Source organism: Candidatus Melainabacteria bacterium, assembly GCA_003963305.1.
Classification (GTDB): domain Bacteria; phylum Cyanobacteriota; class Vampirovibrionia; order Obscuribacterales; family Obscuribacteraceae; genus PALSA-1081.
Map to the genome: position 1 here is coordinate 90,557 of RXJR01000001.1, position 19,403 is coordinate 109,959.

Annotated in this window: 19 protein-coding genes; 10 read left to right on the top strand and 9 right to left on the bottom strand. The window is 48.1% G+C overall.

The window, feature by feature from the left end; all coding sequences use genetic code 11:
* The first annotated feature begins 103 nt into the window (after positions 1-103).
* Positions 104-1,417, top strand: coding sequence for a hypothetical protein (locus EKK48_00375; protein RTL45832.1), 1,314 nt, complete (start codon positions 104-106; stop codon positions 1,415-1,417).
* A gap of 6 nt (positions 1,418-1,423) precedes the next feature.
* Complete coding sequence (locus EKK48_00380) at positions 1,424-2,920, top strand: hypothetical protein (protein RTL45833.1); 1,497 nt, start codon at positions 1,424-1,426, stop codon at positions 2,918-2,920.
* 97 nt (positions 2,921-3,017) lie between these two features.
* Here EKK48_00380 and EKK48_00385 read toward each other — a convergent pair whose 3' ends face one another.
* From EKK48_00385 to EKK48_00410, 6 genes are all read right to left on the bottom strand, one after another.
* Positions 3,018-4,520 (bottom strand): hypothetical protein, encoded by a 1,503-nt coding sequence (locus EKK48_00385; protein ID RTL45834.1) that lies wholly within the window; start codon positions 4,518-4,520, stop codon positions 3,018-3,020.
* 44 nt (positions 4,521-4,564) lie between these two features.
* Positions 4,565-4,846, bottom strand: coding sequence for a PqqD family protein (locus EKK48_00390; protein ID RTL45835.1), 282 nt, complete (start codon positions 4,844-4,846; stop codon positions 4,565-4,567).
* 42 nt (positions 4,847-4,888) lie between these two features.
* Positions 4,889-6,178 (bottom strand): hypothetical protein, encoded by a 1,290-nt coding sequence (locus tag EKK48_00395; GenBank protein ID RTL45836.1) that lies wholly within the window; start codon positions 6,176-6,178, stop codon positions 4,889-4,891.
* A 9-nt stretch (positions 6,179-6,187) separates the two neighbouring features.
* Positions 6,188-6,514 (bottom strand): hypothetical protein, encoded by a 327-nt coding sequence (locus EKK48_00400; protein ID RTL45837.1) that lies wholly within the window; start codon positions 6,512-6,514, stop codon positions 6,188-6,190.
* A 146-nt stretch (positions 6,515-6,660) separates the two neighbouring features.
* The gene (locus tag EKK48_00405) at positions 6,661-7,638 is read right to left on the bottom strand and encodes a hypothetical protein (protein RTL45838.1); all 978 of its coding nucleotides are present in this window, start codon (positions 7,636-7,638) and stop codon (positions 6,661-6,663) included.
* A 47-nt stretch (positions 7,639-7,685) separates the two neighbouring features.
* Entirely contained in the window at positions 7,686-7,904 is a 219-nt protein-coding gene (locus EKK48_00410; protein RTL45839.1) for a hypothetical protein, read from the bottom strand.
* Between the two features lie 188 nt (positions 7,905-8,092).
* Between EKK48_00410 and EKK48_00415 the strand changes: the two genes are divergently transcribed.
* Entirely contained in the window at positions 8,093-8,896 is an 804-nt protein-coding gene (locus EKK48_00415) for a hypothetical protein (protein ID RTL45840.1), read from the top strand.
* A gap of 23 nt (positions 8,897-8,919) precedes the next feature.
* On the opposite strand, the gene EKK48_00420 is transcribed toward EKK48_00415, so the two are convergent.
* Complete coding sequence (locus EKK48_00420; GenBank protein ID RTL45841.1) at positions 8,920-10,404, bottom strand: hypothetical protein; 1,485 nt, start codon at positions 10,402-10,404, stop codon at positions 8,920-8,922.
* On the opposite strand from EKK48_00420, the gene EKK48_00425 reads away from it, so the two are divergent.
* Positions 10,403-11,230, top strand: a complete 828-nt coding sequence (locus tag EKK48_00425) for a hypothetical protein (GenBank protein ID RTL45842.1) — start codon at positions 10,403-10,405, stop codon at positions 11,228-11,230. The two genes, EKK48_00420 and EKK48_00425, sit on opposite strands and share 2 nt — an antisense overlap.
* Positions 11,217-11,960, top strand: coding sequence for a hypothetical protein (locus EKK48_00430; GenBank protein ID RTL45843.1), 744 nt, complete (start codon positions 11,217-11,219; stop codon positions 11,958-11,960). Before EKK48_00425 ends, EKK48_00430 begins: the two co-directional genes overlap by 14 nt.
* Here EKK48_00430 and EKK48_00435 read toward each other — a convergent pair.
* Positions 11,949-13,439, bottom strand: a complete 1,491-nt coding sequence (locus EKK48_00435; GenBank protein RTL45844.1) for a redoxin domain-containing protein — start codon at positions 13,437-13,439, stop codon at positions 11,949-11,951. The two genes, EKK48_00430 and EKK48_00435, sit on opposite strands and share 12 nt — an antisense overlap.
* Between EKK48_00435 and EKK48_00440 the strand changes: the two genes are divergently transcribed.
* From EKK48_00440 to EKK48_00460, 5 genes are all read left to right on the top strand, one after another.
* Entirely contained in the window at positions 13,383-14,141 is a 759-nt protein-coding gene (locus EKK48_00440) for a hypothetical protein (GenBank protein RTL45845.1), read from the top strand. The genes EKK48_00435 and EKK48_00440 overlap by 57 nt on opposite strands.
* A gap of 140 nt (positions 14,142-14,281) precedes the next feature.
* Positions 14,282-15,100: a DUF4915 domain-containing protein gene (locus EKK48_00445; GenBank protein RTL45846.1), complete on the top strand. Its 819-nt coding sequence runs from the start codon at positions 14,282-14,284 to the stop codon at positions 15,098-15,100.
* A 103-nt stretch (positions 15,101-15,203) separates the two neighbouring features.
* On the top strand, positions 15,204-16,412 hold the full coding sequence (locus tag EKK48_00450) for a hypothetical protein (GenBank protein RTL45847.1): 1,209 nt from the start codon (positions 15,204-15,206) through the stop codon (positions 16,410-16,412).
* Between the two features lie 5 nt (positions 16,413-16,417).
* Positions 16,418-17,386: a glycosyltransferase family 2 protein gene (locus EKK48_00455; GenBank protein RTL45848.1), complete on the top strand. Its 969-nt coding sequence runs from the start codon at positions 16,418-16,420 to the stop codon at positions 17,384-17,386.
* Positions 17,387-17,592: 206 nt separating this feature from the next.
* A complete protein-coding gene (locus tag EKK48_00460) occupies positions 17,593-18,810 on the top strand; it encodes an acyltransferase (GenBank protein ID RTL45849.1) in 1,218 nt (405 codons plus the stop codon).
* Here EKK48_00460 and EKK48_00465 read toward each other — a convergent pair.
* The gene (locus tag EKK48_00465) at positions 18,803-19,357 is read right to left on the bottom strand and encodes a hydrolase (protein RTL45850.1); all 555 of its coding nucleotides are present in this window, start codon (positions 19,355-19,357) and stop codon (positions 18,803-18,805) included. The two genes, EKK48_00460 and EKK48_00465, sit on opposite strands and share 8 nt — an antisense overlap.
* Between the last annotated feature and the right edge of the window lie 46 nt (positions 19,358-19,403).

The following is a 19,403-nucleotide window of genomic DNA, read 5'->3' on the forward strand; positions in this document are numbered from 1 at the left end:
ACTTTACGCGATGCAGCCGTCAATCTCTTTGTGGAAACTTTCTAAGGTTGTCAGGGCGGGCTGACATCACGTATATACTGAGTCTGTTGACTTGGAAGACCTCGTGACTGCACAGCCACTAAACATACTAAGCGCTTCCAAAAGTGCAAAACCGCCGATATGGAAGCAGAAAACAGCAATAATTCTGACAGTCGCCTTCGCACTGACAGTTTCGCCGCATGGCATGTCTTCACCAGTTGGTGTGATTACGCCACCAAGTATTGCTTTCATACTTGGTGTTCTATGGGTTTTTTATAGCCGCTTCAGTGTCGGCAAGCCGATAGTTCCTATGGCAGTCTTGTCTCGTCCCGTAGTTTTCATGTCTTTGTGTTACTTCTTGGTCGGGCTCATCTCCGGTCTCTTTGCGGCAGACAAATTCATGTGGGGTAAAGAAGTGGTTCAGCGAACCATGATTATCATCCTGCCAATGCTGCTATTTTCCTTAGTACCCAAGAAACCTGAAGATCTCAAATTCGCGATTCTATGGTACCTGCCACTCTGCCTGATTATCGTTTTTTTTGCGGGTAAAGACGCCACTCAGACGGGTCTGAACGAAGCGACTTACACATTTGGTATGCACAAGAACCAGATCGCCGGGTCGTGCTCGATCATGTCAACAATAGCTATTGCGGCGATGGTCACAAGCCGAAGAACCAATTTCAGATGGATTATGTTGTTCTTCGCATTTGCTGGCGCAATTGGATGTTTTTTCTCGCAGGGAAAAGCGGGCATGGTCTGTATCATCATCGCCGCGTTTGTCATATTTATCGCCTCTCGCACAAAACCGCGCTACATCGTAATCTTCGCCACCACTTGCGTTATTCTCGGGGCAGGTATGTGGAAGTTGATGCCGGACAAGGCCCGAGAACACGTTGTCTCTACAAAGAAGTGGTCAACCACAGAGATTCGTCTGACAATGTGGTCGGATATTTTTCCTGTATTGAAAGACGAACCATTTTCGGCTGTGGGTTGGGGAAATCCGCTTATCAAGCTCATTCACGGTGAACAGATGTATTACGGGGACTGCGCAAACGTACTTCTATACGATTGGATGCAGATGAGCATTGTCGGTCCACTCCTTCTAATATCGGTGATTGTTCTAGCGATCAAGCAAGGTCTGGATAACGCCCGAAGAATTCCTGTGCATACAGTCTTGCAGTTTATAAACCTAGTAGCGCTTGGTACCGTTTGCGGCCGATTCTGGCACGCCATGGTAGATACCTTCTGGATCGGAAGAGGCGTCACACTAACGACCTGGGCCGCCATAGGCATGCTGATCTTCGTAAAGCTCTATCTGGATCAAACGCAAAAATCAACTGGACAGGTTGGCGTCGGTCGAGCTAAGCCAGCTCTACCACAGAAAGCCGCAGCGCGCTAACGAATCATGACAACCACATTAGAAGAAGCGACAACGACTGAAACGCCACAGCAGTCAAACCTGATGGCCAAAGCGAGCCACGGCATCAAAGCGGTGGTAACTCGACAGATTGTCACCAAGCTCCTCGGACTTGGCAGTACGCTTGTGCTGGCTCGATTGCTCAGCCCCAGCGATTTTGGTATCTACTCTATCGTTTGTTTTGCAGTCACAATGTTCGGCTTGATCGCCGATGCGGGCCTGGCGGTGGCATTGCTCAGGCAGCCGCAGGAGCCAACCATAGAAGAAGAGAGTTCAATCTTTTGGTGCCAGTTTCTGTTAGCGCTGACACATTGCACACTTGTTCAGATATTTGCCGTGCCAGTTGGAAACATCTATCACCTTTCACCAGGCAGCATTTTACTGATTCGCATGCTCTCTGTCGGCTCCTTACTGGCAGTATTTATTACGTTACCGATGATCAAGCTGGAAAGACGACTGGATTTTGGCTCGCAAGCTCGAATAGAGATGGTTCAGTCGCTCACGTATAACGTCTCGGCCATATTGATGGCACTCATACATATGGGCGCGTGGACATTTGCCCTAGCCTCCATAGCCAGCCAAATTGTGGCGATTATTATGCTTCGGTTTATCTCGCCATTTACTCCCAAATTCTGCATGAACATTGGTGTATGCAAAGCAAAACTGGGCTTTGGTCTAAAATTTCAGAGCACGAATATTTTGGGCTTCCTGAAAGAGACAATAAATCCCCTTTTTGTTGGGCTCGTAGCAGGCACTTCCGCTGTTGGCTTCGTAAATTTTGCTAGCACCACCGCTGGTTACAGCCTGATGGTGACGGCTCCATTCGCCAGACTATATTTCCCCATCTTCTGTCGCATGCAAAACGAACCGGCCCAGGTCATAAAAGTAGCAGAAGCTTCTGTTCGATGGAATTTCCTGGTTGTATCAGGATTTACAGCCATTGTGCTGCCTCTCACTGACATTATTGTCCAACATGCATTCGGCGATAAATGGCTGCCTTGCGTCGTCGTTATCAACTGCCTCTTGATTGCAAACGTCGTAGCCGGCGTTGCTTATCCTCTATCAATGCTCAGCAATGCATTAAATAGAGCCGATCTCCCCCTGAAGTTGTCGATTGCTACAACAACCCTTAGCTGGATTACCCTGCCACTGATACTGCCCACAATGGGACTGAGTGGATTTGGTGCACTGCAAATCGCCAATCAGCTACTCACCTTGATCTTTGTATACAGCTTACAGAAACTGATGCCCATGAAGCTATGGAAAAATTGTGTTCAGCAGTCGCTCCTCGCAGCCGCACTGACCTTTGGTTTGATCAGCATTTTGCGAATCTGCTTACCGCAAGTTCTCATCTACTATGTCGGACTGCTCGCCGTATCTTTAGTCGGTCTGGGCTTTTTCTGCATCTGCAGCAACATTCTATGGAAAGGACTTTTGCTCGCGGAAGCTAAGGCATTCATCGCAACGTTGCGCTCGCGTGTATAGAGCTAAGACGGTTCACTCATTTCATCAGATCTTGACTGCCAAACATTATGAACAGATGCACTCCTGAATTGAGATTCGGGCAAATCGGAGCGCTCAGTTATTCCACAATTATTTGAGTAGCACCGCCGACGAGGTGTTCCGGCTGGCCCATTGCTTTTGCTTCAGGATTCGGGTCGATGGGATAACCGGCTGCATTTGTCGCACCAGCTAATAAAATCTTGTAAGCACCATTCACGGCGGATATTGTGGATTGTTCTCCATCCCTATTTATCAAAGTTGCACTCGCTTTCTTAGCCGGCACAGAAACTTCCATCTTCTTACTGGTATCAGTAAAAGCCATTAAGATGCGACGTTTACCGTCATTGCTTTTGAACTCGAACAGGTCATATCCCTTCTGCCAGGTGGGCACATAAGGTGAATTGCCCGCCAGGAAACCCACACCACGATTGCCATGCAACTGCGCTACAAAATCAGCATCAGCAAATTGCTTAACGAGTACGTTCTTGTAAGTATTCAAGGCTTTTCGCGGATTGCCGAGCATAGCCTCGTAAAGACCTAAGCCATTGGAATTGTCCAGCTGAAACTGAAAGAACCGCTCCACACCCGCTAGCTTGCCCCAGGCGAAAGATTGAAGCAGGTAATCACAGTATTCATCTTCCGTGCCTCCCCAGGGGCTCCCAGGTACCGCAGGGAAACCATATTCTGTTATCCATACAGGTTTCTCTTCCTTCAGGTAAGTTCTCATCATTGCCCTGTCGATGTCGACATAGTCGAAAAGATCAGTCGCTCGAGAATAGCTATGTTGAGCCATTACGTCGAAGTAATAGTTGTGAGCCTTGGCCGCAGGATCCTTTACGCATTCCTGCAGGTACTCCTCAAAGAAACTGGATGGAGCAGGCGAAAGCGTTGGCGGTTTGAGTCCGTGGGCATGCATATAGCCTTCGATATTGGCAAAAGTCTGACCGGCAAAAAGCACTGTGCACTTCGGATCGGCTTTCTTTGCAGCCAGATAGCAAGCCCGTTGATAGGGAAAAAAGTCTCTGCCGTTGCCTTTGAAAAATGGATGACCTGGCAGATCCGGTTCGTTCCAGCTCTCAAAACAATCCACCACATCTTTGTAGCGACGAACTGTCTCGTAGACATAGTTACCATAAAGGTTGTCAGGCGACTCAGCCGGCATAATGTTCACACCGCGCTCTCCACCCGCAAATCCATCACCCTGGATCTTTGCAAATTTGGGATCTTCAGCCCAGGCCGCTCCATAACCTAAGAGCACAAGCCACTTGAGCTGCGGGAACTGCCCTCGCAAAGCACGCACCTTGTCCAGCTCCACCCAATTCCATTGATTAGGATCAGCACCCTCTTTCGGTCTGATGCTGCGAAAAGAAAAGTCGATCCGCACCATACGCGCACCGGCGTCGATAATTTTTGGAACGTATGCTTGATTCGTGAATATGTTCACGTTCGAGCACATTGCTATCGGAAATATAGGACTCCCTGCAGACGCCTTTGACTCCACCAGATATAGTGGCGCCAGGCAAAGCACGACCGTGATTACGGTCAGCACCACGGACTGTGGCACTAATTTCAGCTTCAACAAGATATGTGCACTCCAGAGACAGGAGAACGACTTAACGACGCAACTCAGTCGCCAGCTTCGCTAAAAAAACCTTCATCCTCGAACTCTTTGACCAGACCTGAGACTTCTTGCTCGAGCGTCGGTCTGCTACCCACTTCCGGGATTGCTTTCAAATTCGAAACAATTTCTTCTACAGAATTTTCTCCATCGCAAAACTCCCAGACAAGGGCGCCTAGCGGACTGAGCGTGTGAGCCCATGAAGTCTTTTTATTGACGAGAATGACCATGCCATCCGGCAAGGAGGTCGACTCCATTTCTTGGCTGCGTTTTGGTTTCGTGATATTCATTGGTTATCAAATCGCCGACAGTATCTACATCTGGTCATTATCTCAAGCGATCAATAATGATGCCAGATCTGGTGCGTTCATATTGTTACGCTCCGATTTCTTCGAAATCAACGCAAACCCAGTAGCGCTGTGGGTTGTGAGTGGCATCACTGGCACTGCTGCTCGACTAAGATTTTCGAATTCGACCCCGTCAATCTTTACAATCAAATCTGGTGCAGAGCTTTTATTCACGTCTTCAGGGTGAACCGCAATTGAAAATCTGCTGCCGAAGCGCGTCATAAGAAAATCAGTCAAATAATCCGCGACGGCTGTACGCACCTTCTTGTATTCGGCATCGGAGACGATGCCATCTTCAAAAACGCTACTCTTATTCACATAAACACATCCTGAAACAGGAGATGCAGCCACAGTAGACGATGTCCGCAAGCACCCCTCCAGTGTCTTAAAGTAATGAGTGGACGGTTGCCACAAAGCCGCCGCGACCCGAGAACGATCGCTTCGACTGCGGGCTAACTCTTCTTCGCTTGCCAACTCAAGGAAGCCGCCGCTCTCTAAAACGAGATTCAAGTTGAGCGTGGACTTACAAGACTGATGAGAATAACAACTGACCAATGCAAAGTTCACAGGCTGATATTTCAAAAAGAGAACCACAGCTTCGTCCAGAGCTGTCAAGAATTTCTGCAAAGCAGGAAATACAGCCAAACTATCTGCAGCTAAATATCTCAAACCTAACAAATGAAAAAGCTGATCGAAAACGGTAAGTCGATAGACAAATTTCGACCAGTCCTTTCTCTCGAACAAACTTACCGCGCATGCCAAGCGATCCATCTCAACTTCCAGACATCGCTCAACCAGCTGCGATTGGGGAAGTGTCATCGCACCGGCATGAGATTTATAGGGTCTTGGCTGGTAGTCATGAAAGATTTGCTCTTTACGCAAAGATGCCGGACTGACCGACTTGTTTGTTGACAACGAGCCATCCGACAACCAGACTCTGCTTTCATCATCTGGGCGCAATATAGGAACATTGATCGATACAGCCCTGGAGCCTGGTTCGACCTCAATGAGAGCTGGCTTGACCAGAAAGTCCGGCTCAGAGAAGACAGCCAGATTATTCAAAGACGAAACCGGATGTGCGTAGCCCGCACATCCGTTATAAAAGACACTTTTTCCGGTTAGTAACTCGCCCCAGACTAGCTGAGCGGCAGGAGCAGACAAGGAAAGCTGCAAAACAGCCAGCTTGTCAATCAACTTCTTACTGTGAGGTAAATGAGCAACTAGCGATGGGAGATCAGCCTCTGACAATCCATCGAAAGCAAGCATGCATAGCATCGAACAATGCTACAGGCAGAAATTTCCTAGCGCAGTATCAGTGCCACCGGAGCATGTCGATTGAAGACCCGTGTTGACGTTACATTGAACGTAAAGGTTTGGTCTTCCACCACCGAGGTCAATAACGGTGTCTGCACCGCCCTGAGTGGTTCCTGCACCAACTACGCAGCTGGAAGCACCAGCGAATGCAGGTGGAACGAGAAACTTGTCTAGTATCTTAGGCGCAGCCAACAACCCGCCTGTCAACGCAGCGCCCTTTACTACTCGCGTAATAAATTCTGCTCTGGTCAATGATTGCTCACACGAGCTTGCTTGGGAATCAAATTCTTCAGTCATGACTATTCCTAACTTCTTGAACTGGTAAACGACTTTTTCTTGAACAAAACAACTTCAGCATTGTAGTGGCTACTAAATGTTCCTGCAAGGTACGTTGAGAAAGATACTGTTTCCAAGCGCAAAATCAGCGAAGGTTCAGGCTCACCTCAATTGACAAGTGGATCGATACTGCCGGCAAGCAATCGAGCTACGGCCAGGGAAATTGGCTGCTGGGTTCGCACCTCGATCCACATATACTGGCCGCCGCAGTTTATTTCAAGAAATATGTATTGCCCTTCCTCAGTCAGAATCAAATCGATCGCGCCATAGTTGAGTCCAAGCCTTTTTGTCAGCAATAGACATTGATCGGATATCTCTTTCGGCAAACTGAATGCCTCAATGGCTACCGAGTAATCGTGCCTCCAATCAACTTTTCCACGACCAGACTGAGAGTCGATTCTGGTACCAAAAACTTCGCTTCCAACAACGGTTACGCGTATGTCATACGCTTTTTGAACACATCTTTGAAACATGTGTGGTGACAATGAAACCTGCTCAAGGTGCGGTAAATCCTCATGACGCAGTGGCAGTGTTGAAACGCCACGAGGATTTTCATTGGCTGGAATAGCTAAATTCGTTTGTTCACCCATGAGCTTATAAATGACCTGACCACTGCACCTGTCGAAAAATTCACGCACCAAATGCGGTTTGTTCGTCACCAGAGTTTCAGGAATTGTGAAGCCCATTTTCTGAGCCATTTGTAACTGCCACAGCTTGTCTGCACATGCCAGGTTATTGGCTGGAGCATTTACCCAGAGACAATTCAGTGAGCGAAAGATACCGTCAACAGCGCTGCGAGCTTCGCTTTCAACCATCTTGCCAATCCAGGGCTCGAAGAAATGGGGGGCTCGCACCGCCCCGGGTCTTCGATACCAGATCGAGGAATATGCATGCAAATCGAAGTCCTTGTCCGGCTTTGCGAAACTGCAAACCGGATTTCCGGTGCCTATTTCAAAGGTGATGTCAGCAGTCTCAATCAAGTCATTGAGCTTGAGAAAATCCACACCCACCTTCATGGACAATAAGATTTCATTGACCTTCTGAGCGTGTTTATCATCTGTAGAAGAAAGGATCAAAACCTTCATTATTTGTTTGCTTGCGACTTCAAATCGCAAACGATCACCTTTCTAAATCACAGACCAAATGTGTCAACGTTTGCAGCATCGCAAATCGGGTCTGAATGCAATGACCACAAGGGATGTGTAGATTCGCCGGCCAGGCCGAATTCAAGATTCTCGAAGCCTGCTCGATCTCGAAGCCACCAGGCGCGCAGGAAAAATGGCACCGAATCCGCAAGTTCGGCTCTGCGAACGCAATCGCTTCGTACAGAGTTTTCATTCACATCTGACATTAGAGCAGTGCCTATGTTCTTTCGCCGGATGCAAAGTATACATCATAATACTTTAACTCCCGAACTCGTGCTTCAGCAGACATCTTCAGAGCTTACCGGAGAGTGGTCAAGACCAAGCTTAGACCCAACTAAAATGTATGCAATTCCTAATTGGTTAGAATGACGCCAACCGAGCATGGAGTATCGCGATGAGCTTGCAGACTGGAGAATCATCTCCCGCGACAAAGCAAATCTACCACCTGGGCGACGCCGTTTTCACCTTGAAGAACTGCGATGCGACGTTTTTACAAACAGTAGAGAAGATATTGCCCCATTTCACTGGTGATCCCTCAAGCCACCCTGAAATAGAGGAGATCAATACCGGTTGCACGAAAGAAATTCTTGACTTAATCCGCCATGTTGCCAGCCTGCATCAAAAACAAAAATACGTCTGGATTGAAGCAAGTTGTTTGCTGACGCCAACAGGAAAAAAAGTGCTGATCGCAGGCAAGTCGCAATCAGGAAAAAGTACCACTGCTCTGGCACTTAGCCTTGGGAAACGATGGTCGATACTGGCTGAAAACCTCTGCTTGATCAACTACGACTCCAGACGCGTTCTAAAGCATCTAGCGCCGGCCGCTCTGGATGAAAAGGCTCTGGAAGTCTTACTGACCCAGGGAGTTTCGCCTGAACGCACCTACTCTCTAGAATGGCGGAAAAATAGAGTCTGGGCACCAGTACTCGACGTCATCGGAGAGCGGACATTCGATCCCAATTTTGATTTAGCCATCTGGCTTGAAAGAGATGACCAGGCTGACTCGTCCTTCTCCGTCAACCCGATAAGTAGCGGCGAATTCGCACGCAAGGCGCTGACTGTCTCGAATTTGCTCAAAATCAAAGGGTCTTCCGATTCATTTTTTGATTCGATTGCACAAGCGAAGTGCCTGACCGTTACTGGAGGAGAACTCAATCAACGCCTGGATACGATCACCGGCGCAGTTTCTTCTACTTAAGAAACAGTTCTGCGGCTGGACGCTCAAAAACCCGGTTTTGTAGACCACCATTGTTGACCTAACGTGCGGCGGACAAATCCTGCGGGCAGAAGGAGCACATACCAGTGCATAAGCAAGTAACGCAGATAATCAATCAGGCGCATAGGGTCCCGAGAATTCAGCGAAGCAGCGTCATCACTGACAGAAGAACCGCTTTGACCCTTGCCATAATAAGCAGACAAAAATTCTGCAGATGGCAGGATTGAGCGGCTCAATAAATCAAACTTTCGCTTCCGGTCAGCAGATACACTTGCGTTCAAAAGCATCATCGGCAAGCTCGTTGAGTTCCAGACAAAGGCAGGCTCGATTGTGAAGCTAAATAAAGTGGTGAATACTGATTCTCGAGGAGCCAGTTCGCGCAGCACTGAATCTGGTATCGGGGTGTGCAATCGATCAGCTGCGATTCGCAATGAAACCCAGGCGGCAACGCTAACTGACTCGGTTTTGCAGATGGCGACAAAGCGCTGCCACGACCCAGGTGTTTGGTTCAATGACATCGTTAACATGTGAATATCAAGCAACGTTCTCCAGGTCTTGAACCTATTTTTTGCAAAATTGCAAACCATTATGACCAGATGATCAGGACGTGACGGACCCAGATAGCTCGTGCCAAGACAGGCTGCTTTCTCAGCCTCGGCAAACATTCTGTCGAACTCGATCGCTTGCACTCCACGTTCGAAGGGTCCGACTTTTATATCAACTAGCCCACCATCAGATTGCCTGTTCATGGTGATTGCTCCGGTTGGTATCCAGCCTGGTAAGGGCACCCTGATCACGTCGAACGGCCGGTTGACGGGACCGACGCCCAACTGGTTGCAATAAGCAGGAGAATGAAAAGAAGTAAATCCTGCACTACGCAAGCTTTCTACAAATGGCTCCAACTGGGAAGGTTCAACTATCACATCAAGATCACCAAAATGTCTGAAGTACGCCGGTTCATACACAGTACGCGATAAATGCGCACCCTTCACCCACAGCGCGTGATCGCGAAAATCGCTTGTCACACTCAAGACGCGGGAAAATTTCTGCTCAAGTTGATAATGATTGGATGCATTCACCATTGACATTCTTCGTATTGAATCCAGCGCTTCGGCGATCGAAGGCTCATTGCTGCGCTGAAACTCTTGCAGAAGCCCTAGTTTCACCAATCTCTCGTAAATTATGCAGGCTAACGACTCGATGCGAACCAGTTCGGCAAGCGCTTCGCAGACGGTCTTCAAATCATCCTTACCAGCGAAAATCGCCTGAGCAGCAGCACAATCATCTCGAAGCAAGGCCGCGAAAAGTCTCTCAGCCGCCGACAATTGTTCGAGAGTTTTGATGTGAGTGAACTCATTCGAAAAGCCGAGAGAACGCACCCAAAACTTAGTCAGATCGGGTCCAAAATTTTCGATATGCAGAAGAGCTGTGTCCATGCTATTTGACTTGGCAAAACCATTCAGGATACCATTTCTCAAGAAGTTGCTCATGCATCAACAACAGGACAAAGCGAATATTCCAACTTACCAGCTGGGGCAGGTCAAATTCGCTGTCACTAATTGTGATGAACTTCTGGAACAGGAATTACGAAGCTGCCTGCCGATTTGTCGCGTAGCTACTGCAGAAAACACGACCTTCTATGATGCAAAAAGCGATTCGATCAAAAACATCGTTGATTTGATCAATCACATTCACAAGCGCCATGAAGGAACGCTATGGATACTGGGCGCCGGTATCGTCTCACCTTCTGGGCGGAAACTACTGATTGCCGGACCATCTCATACGGGCAAAAGCACGACAGCTATGGCACTCGTCTTCGGTTTTGGGTGGAAGGTGCTGTCCGAAGACATCACACATATAGACATAACCGAAAACGAGATAATAAATTTCGCATCACCATTTGCAGTGAAACGAGGCACTTTGTCCAGCATTCAAAATGCTCTAAAAGCATTCGATAAGACATTGGATCTGAGCTCATTCGATACGAGCTCCGTCAAACCTACATGCTGGGCACCTCTCGAAAATGCCAGTACGGGGTGCAACCTCAGCACGCCTTTCGACCATGCTGTTGTCTTCGAGCAATTCGACGACCACGATCTAAGATGCGATCACCTGACAAGCCTCGATTACATGAGAGCCCTCTTGCCGATATCGAATATCGCCCGACTCAGCCAGGTGTCTAACAAGTTTTACAACTATGTTGCAGAAGATAGTTGTTATCGACTGGCTGGAGGAAATTTGAAACAAAGACTGGATAGAATAATTCAACTTTGTGACGAGCCTGCCGTAAGAGACAAACAAAATGAACTGTCCTGACAAATCCAAGTCAACACCTGTATACAAACTTGGTCGCATATCATTTGCAGTAGAAGGGTGCAATCAATCGTTTCGAACAGAACTGGACACTTTGCTGCCCCAAAGCGAAGAGCAGGCACAAGAAATTGTTCAAAGCCCGAGTACACTTCGTACTTTGCAAAATCAAATCTACGAAATGCATGACGATTGCCTGTGGATGGATGCTGGTTGCTTACTCACTCCTGACGGAAAGAAAGTGCTGATTATCGGCCGGTCAGGTGCAGGAAAAAGCACTACAACAATGGCGCTGGCGCTGGCTTACGACTGGAAAGTACTGGCCGAAGACATACTGTTGATTGATTACACAAAAGATATTCTTATCACTTTTGGTGCACCTTTTTCACTCAAGCCAGGCACACTGGAATTGCTTCAAGACTCAATAGGTCGAGTGCCAGAGCCAATCATCAATGGAGAATGGTCTCCGCTGGGACCTATGGTGGCACCACGCGATTTGAAAGCGCATTTCGATGTCTCTTTAGTCTTTACTCGAGATCGCGAACACCCTTCACATAAAATCACTGAGCTGTCACCGGCAGAATTCTTACGAAAATGCCTGCCTGTATCAAACGTGCTGCGAATGAAAGGCGCCGGAGAAAAGTTGCTCGAGTACGTCAGCAAGGGCGTTTGTGTCGAAATTGCGGACGGAACTGTGCAAGAGCGTATCAATAAGATATTGGAATTAGTTAGCTAACTTCAACGCGCTGCTCAAATCTTGTGTCAAAATCTCACGCAAATCGGACGGACATCCGACATGCACAGACTTCACCTTTCCGTCTTTTCCAACAACTACCGTCTGGGGTATACCAACCACATGATAGAGAGCGGCGACCTGGCCTTTTGCATCAAGACCAACTTGACTGGTCAAAGAATTCTTTTGAAGAAAAGACTTAATTACTGATGCGTCCTCCTTCTGATTCAGCGCAATAAACTGAACACCTTGCCCGGCAAAATCTCCGCATACCCGATCGATAACTGGCATGGCGCGACAGCACGGGCTACACCAGGTGGCCCAGAACTCTATGACAACAACCTTGCCGCGAAGTTTGGAAAGACTGAAGTTGGCACCATTAACGGTACCAACTTCAAATTTAGGAGCCGACTTACCAACCAGTGTCTGCCTGGCATCATTAGCGGATGAGAAAACCAACTGAGAAACTTTCAGGGCGCCCGCCGGTGGCTTGAATTTCCGTCCATGGGAGCTTGCCTGCCGTCGTCTAAAGTTTGTGTATGTGAATGTTCTGGTCATTGCTGTTTTCGCGGCTGTCTCCACAACAGGCAATGTTACTAGAGGACAATTCTCTTCAGGACGATAGACCCTAATCCAGGGCTGTTTACCTGCAGTCAGATAATAGTGCTCAGCGCATGAGGCACCCTTTCTCCTCAAGACCAGATGATGGCAGCTGACACCATCTACAGTGTCAAGCCCCTTATAGCTTTCGATACTCCGACTTTTCATCAATTCAGAATAGGGATCGTCGGCGGTTAAAACCTCCAACAACGCTGCTTTCAGGGCGCCGTCCGTCACACATCCGAAGTCCTGATCCTTTACAAACTCGTTTATATTGGACAAATTCCGCGTTGAATAAACTCGCCATTCGGGTTTATAGAACGAAGCGTTTGAATCAATTAATGTCGCTTCTCCCGCTCGTTTGGGACGCCGCGTTTTTACTCTAAAGTAGGGTGCTCGCTCAAATTGAAGATCGGCAACATCGATCTTATCGGTTACCTTGTCAGTGGTCTTCAGATTCAAATCTGACGTTATTCGGAAAGAGAACGCCTGGAGACTTCTATAAAAGGCACAAGTTTCGCGCAGTACTCGCTCGGCTATTGCCGCGTCAGATTCTGTACTCGCAGACATCGTTGACGAGTTAGACGTAGGCTCTGTCGCGCTGAAAGCTGCAGCAATTTTCGCGCCTGAGCTGCACTGCAGCAATAACGCAACCAACATTACAAGACAGAAGCGAGTTCTCATATCTAATATTTTGTTTCCGAAAACAAGCAAATCATCAGAAAGCAGATTTGCTCCAAAGAGTAAAAAGCTTATCATTGGAGCAAGAAGCTGGAGCAAAAAATCAATGCAAGAATTGATTTCAACAATCAAAGGTATGTACACATGAACTCGGCTAAGCCAATCTACCGATTGGGCCACACCAGTTTTTCGCTCTCTCATCAAGATTCTGAGTTCGAACGTGTCGTTAGCAGACTCTTTATCTCTGGCGCGCCGGCTAATTCAGTCGAAACCGAAATCATCGATGTACAGATGGGTTTGTCGCTTGATGTCGGAGAATGCATGCAACAGTTGATTGCCAGGCATCGAGATTGCTTGTTCATTCAAGCTGCCTGCCTGAGTTCCCCTGACGGTCTAACGGTCTTGCTGGCGGGCGAATTTGGCAGTGGGAAGACGACAATGACACTGGCACTGGCTTTAGGATACGGATGGAAGGTAATTGCAGACGATTTGCTACTCGTTGATACCGTCAAGGAACGGCTTATCAGCCTGGCAGCACCTTGCAAGTTAGCCGACGGTGTTCGCCAACAACTTAGCTGCGCCGGAGTCCAATTGCCTGGATTCATTTTGCGAGAATGGTACCCACTCTCAAGGACTCACATAGCCGACGACTGCACTGCCGAATTCGACATCGCCGTCTATTTAGATAAACCTGATTGCAAGCCATTCTCGTGGGCAGCATGCACGCCTTCTGAATTCACTCGCAAAGTTCTTCCAATATCAAATTTGCTGCAGCTGCGAGGAACGAATACTTTCGTCAATTACCTGCCGGAGAATTGGTGCTATACCACAGGCGGTGGCAATCTCAAGGAGCGCCTCTCCGCATTATTAGAGTTGTGCCGGGAAGCTCACAGTAAGGAATAGACGCGAATAAGCGAGAGGAACCGACAATCGAACGCCCAGTAATAAAAATCGAGTCCAGTCGAAAGCCTGACGAATCATGGCTTTCAAAGACACTGCTGATTGAACCGACAATCCTCGAGGGCTTTGCACTGGAAGAAGACTTGCTCATTTCAGCCGTGTGGAAGCCCCCATTCATGGGCGGATTGTTTTCCCTGAAAAAAGGTAGCCCGACAAAATTGACCACAGTCGATAGACTTTCTACGACTGGACTGTGGAAAGATTGCGATCGGTTTGTGCGCAGCATTTACCACACCGATCAGATGATTCTCTACGTCTATACAAGCAATGGCACCGCCTGCATTGCCAATGCAAATTTTAGACAAGTGCACGATGTGCGATTTCAGTTCGGTCAAATAATGGCGGTATCCACAGGTACTAACGAAGTAGTGCAATTCGACGCAGAGGGAAACATCTCTTATCAGTGGAAATTTCCAGGCGAACAAGCTTCATGGCATCTGAACTGTATTGACGTGTGGGACGGTCGCTATGTCGTCTCATGCTTCGGTCGCCGCTCCAATCCATCTCAATACAAAGGCTCATGGAAGGAAGAAGGCGTTGTTTTCGACCTTGAGTCTGGCGATGTGCTCTGGTCAAAACTGACGAAACCGCATACGCCTCGCACTGACGCAGAAGGTCGGCAATATATTTGCGATTCAGATACAAATCGACTCTTGATACGAAACAGCCCTGCACATGTAACTGAAATTCACTTTCCGGGTGCCTTTACAAGGGGCTTAGCCTTTGGCAAAAATCACATCTATGTTGGGCTGAGCGCAATCAGGCATCGAGGCGTTGATGAAATTGGACCTGACTCCATACCAAATGCTCGCCTGGCTGTCTTAGATAAGAACACGCTCAAGATAGTCGGCCAGCTTGATTTACCGTCCGCAGAAGTATATGACATCCTGATCACATCATGAATGCCCTCCAAATTGCGACAAAGTGATTTTGTGCTCATGACATTTACCGCGAGCTCAGGCATGATCTGACCTGGAGCCCAAACGGCAATCAGGCGATATGCACTTGGCAGCAACTATCGACTTACAAAAGCAGCCGACATTAGAAGCGCCAGCGGTTCTCAGACCCAGGGCGTTAAAGCCGTTTTACCGCAGCTCTGGACTTTTCGCGTGCTCATTTTTTGTCCTTCTCAATCTGACGGCTCTCGCCCTCTACTACTACTCTGTCACAGAGTTGGATTCCGCAGCGGTTAGAGCAGCCCGTGAAACCGGTAAATTTGATTATCGCCTCTGCCTGAAAGACTTGCCGATGTTCAACTGGGCATTGCAAGACGGTTATGAACGTACGTTCGATGCAAAGTTTCACAAGCTGGCAGCCGACAAAAAGAAGCCGGATGTCGTGCTTCTTGGCTCCTCTTTGATGATCTTTCCACTGTGGTTTGCCGATCATGGTGATAACTTGCCTGATGAAGCTTATTATTCGTTTCGCTCCGACGCCGTCGATCGCAAATGCGCTCAACCACACGAAATTTGCAATTTAGCACTGCCACTGCTCAGCGTCGCAGACGCTGAACGCTTGATAGACACACAATTAGTCGGAGATAAAACTCCCTCGCTTCTCATCTACGGCGTCGGACCGCGTGATTTTTACGATGCCTTAATCGAGAAACCTGAGTCCAGCGTATATTTCGAAAGAACTGCCGGACTGGACACATTTACTGAGAAGTGGAACAACTACTTCAGTAACTTGTCTGATGAAGCGGCGTATCTCGGTAACCACGCATATTTCCTCTATGCGAAACACGCTGAAATCGTCCTGTTGGCAAAATCAATCACAAAAGACCTCTTGCACGCAAATAAACCAGCACCGGTGGCGGCACTGACCGACATGGGACCGCAGCGCAACCTGCCCGAATACCAGGCTCACTACAAAAACATTTCAGTAAACGGACTGGACCGACAAATTTCATTTCTGGAAAAGCTGATGGAAACGTGCTCGAACCGGCACATAAAACTGATTTTGTTAGGCATGCCACTAACTGCAGAAAACCGCGCCATCATTCCACAGCCGGTTTACAAAGCTTTCAATCAGAAGCTGGAACAACTGGCCTCGGCAAACCACCAAAAATTCGTCGATCTAAATGGTACTGAATTTAATACCAGTGATTTTCTTGACAGTGCCCACTTAAATGCAAAAGGCGCGCAAAAGTTAGTCTCTGTCATCGCCAGCCAGATCGACAGTTCTTTACCGGCAGCTGAGAGCAGGCGCAATTAACCAGGATGCCGAAGGTCAGCATCTCGATAGTGCATCATCAGGGGCTGGAAATGCTCCGCAATTGCCTGCAATCCATTTGCGCTCAAACCAGAGATCTGGATTTTGAAATCATCGTCGTAGACAACGTCTCCACCGATGGAGCGGTTCAGATGGTAACAACTGAATTCCCAAATGTACGATTGATAAGGAATTCGGAAAGACACGGATTTGGCCACAATCAAAACATCGGCATCAAAAACTCCCTTGGCGAATACATCTTCATTTATAACGACGACACGCTGATGCACGACAATGCACTGGCTACCCTGTGTAATTTTCTGGATAATCATCCAAAAGTGGGGTTAGTTGGTCCGAGACTGTTAAACAGTGACGGCTCACTGCAAATGTCTTGCTACAGATTCCCGTCTCCACTGCGATGCATCAATGAAAATCTTCTATTGACAGCAGCCTTTCCCGATAGCACCATATTCGGTGACTATCGCAATTGGAAACACGACACGGCCAGAGAAGTTGATTTTGTTATCGGCGCAGCAATGCTCGTTAGAAAAGAAGTTATAGATGAAGTAGGTATGTTCGACGAACTCTTCTTTATGTACGCGGAAGAGACAGACTGGCAGATGCGAATAAAGAAGGCTGGCTGGCAGATCATGCTTTGCCCGGAGGCACAAATCACGCATCTTGGAGGACAGAGCTCGGAAGGTGTAAAAGATCAGCAATTTTGCGAATTTCAAAACAGCTCTGCGAAACTCATAAAAAAACACTATGGCGAGCTGGGCGCGGCTGTTCAGCGCATAGCAATGGTGGTTGGCTCCATTTTGCGCATTGCCCTGTGGTCATTGATCGCAATAGTAATGCCAAACAAAAGAGAGGCTGCCGAAAAACAGAAGCAGAATTGGAAACGGCTGCTCAAATGGTGGCTCGGGCTGGGCCCGCATCAAGGTCTGGCGCCCAACCGTTCGCCATCGTCGGCTTGAATTCTTACAGATAATCGAAACAAAGTCGAAGCTGAATTTTTTCGATGTCGAAAACATTCAATATTTCTCGACAGAACGTTCTAATCGCCGCCCTGACTAGATTTCAAAGTTCGAACTCCCATTCTCTTGATAAGTTGTTAATATTCTTTATTGCGCGGCAGAAGACAATACTGGTTTGACTCCGGCCTGATAGGCGCAAGAAGCAAATGGCGGACATATTCAACCCGGTCTACATGGTTGCAACCTACGCAGTGGCGTTGGTCTCCGCCCTGCTGATCGCTCGAATAGTCCCCTACTATAAATCCGCAACAGCGCACGACGGCAGTCGATTCCGCGCTCTGGACGGACTGCGAGGCTTTCTGGCGATGGGAGTTTTCATTCATCACGCCTCAATAAATTACGTTTGCGAGCACACTCACGAGTGGAAAGCTCCAGCGTCATCTCTCTATCACTTTCTGGGGGATGGCTGTGTGGCGTTGTTTTTCATGATCACAGGTTTTTTGTTCTGGTCAAAAGCCCTGAAAAATCCAGCCTCTGTTTCGTACGCAAAGCTTATGAAAGGGCGTGTGTTGCGCCTCATGCCCATGTATCTGGCCACGTACTTTGTCATACTCACCTTAATTGGCGTGGCTACACACTTCAAACTAAAAACACCGATTGACTCCATGCTCTGTGCCATCGCAGCAGGTGCTTGCGGCGGTATGTTCGGCATGCCACCTGTCAATAATTTCGACTGCGGCATTTTAAATTGTGGCGTGGTCTGGAGTCTATTTTATGAATGGCGATATTATTTGCTACTGCCCGTACTGGCATTTCTGTGGCGCGGTCCAGCCAGGCTGAGCGTACTGACGTGCCTCTTTCTGGGGCTGGCACTGACTCAATCGTTTGATTGGCTGCCACATGTGGGCAACTTTATCGCAGGAATGGCAGCGGCTCAACTGATGATTCTCTACCCCAAACATGAGGGACTGAGCAGCAAGATCTTCGGTTTCACTTCTTTCGGATTACTCGCTTGCGTTGCCACGACTTACGCACATCTTCCGTATCTTCTCGTGACACTCGGGATCCTGCCATTTTTCATTTCTGTTATCTACGGCTTTTCATGCAGCGGGCTGTTCACCTCGCGAGCCAGCGTTCTCCTTGGCACTGCCACTTACAGCATTTATCTGGCTCACGGCATAGTTCTACATCTGTGCATGTGGGGGCTGAAACACATCTTCCCAATCAGCGAAATGTCCGCTCCTACATATTGGATGTGTGTGATGCCATTAGCCGGAATCGTCGTCGCGACGTGCGCCGCCACCTTCTATTTTATAGAGAGACCGTTTATCGATCTGAGCCATAAGAAACGAAACTCTGTACCACCTGCGACTTATGAAGCAGCGGAAGTGACTCAGGTTCCTGCAGTTGCTGAAGCTATTTGACGAGCCTCTGCACCGCTTTAAACTTTTCGGTGCCCGACTCCACCAGCATCTCAAATAAAGCCATCTCAACAGTACTTAGAACGGCTCCGGATGCCACCATTTTCGCAATTCCTACTTCTTTGTTCCGCGGCAACCGACTGCTTACAGCATCAGTGATAATGTGCGGATGATAGTCATGCTGCAATAAGTCATGGACCGTCTGACTTATGCAAACATGGGCTTCAATACCGCAGACGATAACCTGCTTTCTCTCAGTATCGTCCAGCGCATTCATAAAAGCATCTGCACCACAACAACTAAAACAACTCTTCTCAAAGTGCTGATGCTGGCTCAAACAAGCGGCAATTTCAGCAACAGTCTTTCCTAAGCCTTGAGGATACTGTTCAGTGACGAAGACCGGCAGTTGCAATATCTTGCTCGCCTCCACCAAGACCGCAATATTCCTTGTTAAATCGGCAAAGTCCGGAATATGTTTACGAAAGCTTTCTTGCACATCTACAATAAGCAAAACAGCCTTTTTACTATCAAGAACGCGGGGGTGGCGCATTATGAGTGTTTTCTCCGGCAAGGTTGGGAATTAGTAACAGACGACA

Coding starts and splice junctions, on each gene's coding strand:
- EKK48_00465 (RTL45850.1), bottom strand. CDS start 19,357: ATGCGCCACCCCCGCGTTCTTGATAGTAAAAAGGCTGTTTTGCTTATT.
- EKK48_00380 (RTL45833.1), top strand. CDS start 1,424: ATGACAACCACATTAGAAGAAGCGACAACGACTGAAACGCCACAGCAG.
- EKK48_00425 (RTL45842.1), top strand. CDS start 10,403: ATGCATCAACAACAGGACAAAGCGAATATTCCAACTTACCAGCTGGGG.
- EKK48_00410 (RTL45839.1), bottom strand. CDS start 7,904: ATGTCAGATGTGAATGAAAACTCTGTACGAAGCGATTGCGTTCGCAGA.
- EKK48_00405 (RTL45838.1), bottom strand. CDS start 7,638: ATGAAGGTTTTGATCCTTTCTTCTACAGATGATAAACACGCTCAGAAG.
- EKK48_00460 (RTL45849.1), top strand. CDS start 17,593: ATGGCGGACATATTCAACCCGGTCTACATGGTTGCAACCTACGCAGTG.
- EKK48_00415 (RTL45840.1), top strand. CDS start 8,093: ATGAGCTTGCAGACTGGAGAATCATCTCCCGCGACAAAGCAAATCTAC.
- EKK48_00435 (RTL45844.1), bottom strand. CDS start 13,439: ATGAGAGAGCGAAAAACTGGTGTGGCCCAATCGGTAGATTGGCTTAGC.
- EKK48_00430 (RTL45843.1), top strand. CDS start 11,217: ATGAACTGTCCTGACAAATCCAAGTCAACACCTGTATACAAACTTGGT.
- EKK48_00440 (RTL45845.1), top strand. CDS start 13,383: ATGAACTCGGCTAAGCCAATCTACCGATTGGGCCACACCAGTTTTTCG.
- EKK48_00395 (RTL45836.1), bottom strand. CDS start 6,178: ATGCTATGCATGCTTGCTTTCGATGGATTGTCAGAGGCTGATCTCCCA.
- EKK48_00455 (RTL45848.1), top strand. CDS start 16,418: ATGCCGAAGGTCAGCATCTCGATAGTGCATCATCAGGGGCTGGAAATG.
- EKK48_00400 (RTL45837.1), bottom strand. CDS start 6,514: ATGACTGAAGAATTTGATTCCCAAGCAAGCTCGTGTGAGCAATCATTG.
- EKK48_00420 (RTL45841.1), bottom strand. CDS start 10,404: ATGAGCAACTTCTTGAGAAATGGTATCCTGAATGGTTTTGCCAAGTCA.
- EKK48_00390 (RTL45835.1), bottom strand. CDS start 4,846: ATGAATATCACGAAACCAAAACGCAGCCAAGAAATGGAGTCGACCTCC.